At 40.6% G+C, this 623-nt stretch carries 1 protein-coding gene; it reads left to right on the forward strand.

Features of this window, described 5'->3' with window-relative positions; genetic code table 11:
- Positions 1–48: 48 nt before the first annotated feature.
- Complete coding sequence (locus DD616_RS17060; protein ID WP_208871973.1) at positions 49–492, forward strand: GNAT family N-acetyltransferase; 444 nt, start codon at positions 49–51, stop codon at positions 490–492.
- Positions 493–623: the final 131 nt, after the last annotated feature.

Here is a 623-nt window from a genome sequence, read left to right on the forward strand (position 1 = left end):
CCCCTTAAGCGGGCGTTATGAGCACCCCAATAAAATGGTTCAGTAGTAATGTTTTATAAAGAGCGAGAAGCTACAGTTGACGACTATGAGTTTCTCTTTGAATTAAAGAAATTAGCAGAGTTTGATGCAATAAAGTCAGTGTTCGGTTGGGATGAAAGCTTGCAATGGAAGTTGCATTTGGCAGAGTGGAACGAGGCAAAATCAACAATCATAGAAATTGATGGAAAGCGTGCAGGTAGTTATCTCCTTCAAAACAAAGGTGGCAGCCTATACTTTGGCCGATTTTTCTTGCTTCTAGAATTTCATGGTAAAGGTATTGGCTCAAGCATCCTAAAACAGTGTATTGCGATAGCTTCAAAAGAAAATAAACGTATAGAACTGTGTTATTTACAAGGTAGTCGAGTTGCTAATTTGTATGGTCGTCATGGTTTTTCAGTTACATCTGAAAACGAAAATTTTGTGTTTATGGAGCGTTTGGCTTCGTGCTCATAACAAGGCGTTTAAGTGGGATTCATGCCGCGTGGCATTTTTGGTTTGCAGTGAGTTTTGTGGCGAAAGTGGTCTGCGGAAAGCTGGTTTAGGCGGCATTCACCCCTTAACGCAGCGTTATGCATTTTTTAGGA

This window comes from Vibrio anguillarum (assembly GCF_003390515.1).
GTDB lineage: Bacteria > Pseudomonadota > Gammaproteobacteria > Enterobacterales > Vibrionaceae > Vibrio > Vibrio anguillarum.